Below are 359 nucleotides of genomic sequence, written 5' to 3' on the forward strand. Positions count from 1 at the left end.
TTTTGCAGCATCAACACGCTTTGCAACAGCACGACCATCAGCCAGAGCAATAGCTAAAGCCTTGGCTTGTTGCTTCTCCTGGTTCCACTGGTCCCGAGTTAAACGCCTACGACCTGGACCAATACGAGTTAAGCCAGAAGGCTTCCCGACCTTATCCCAATAACTGTCCTGCCAATCTCTAAACGATTGCTTATAGGCTTCATTTTGTTCCTTTGGAGATAACCCATCCGCCTTGGCCTTCTGCTTTGCACTATCCCCAGGATGTAAGCTGATCGCCTTCAAATCATCAGGAACGATGAAAGCATGAAGATGAGGAAAAGCCTCATCATCATGCCTGATGACTGTCTTCAACTGGTCCC

General features: G+C 48.2%; 1 pseudogene. It reads right to left on the reverse strand.

The window, feature by feature from the left end:
• Positions 1–359 (reverse strand): annotated as a pseudogene (locus tag KP705_RS19585) (plasmid recombination protein); the annotation flags it as partial.

Source organism: Gluconobacter sp. P1D12_c (genome assembly GCF_018812105.1).
Taxonomy (GTDB): domain Bacteria; phylum Pseudomonadota; class Alphaproteobacteria; order Acetobacterales; family Acetobacteraceae; genus Gluconobacter; species Gluconobacter oxydans_A.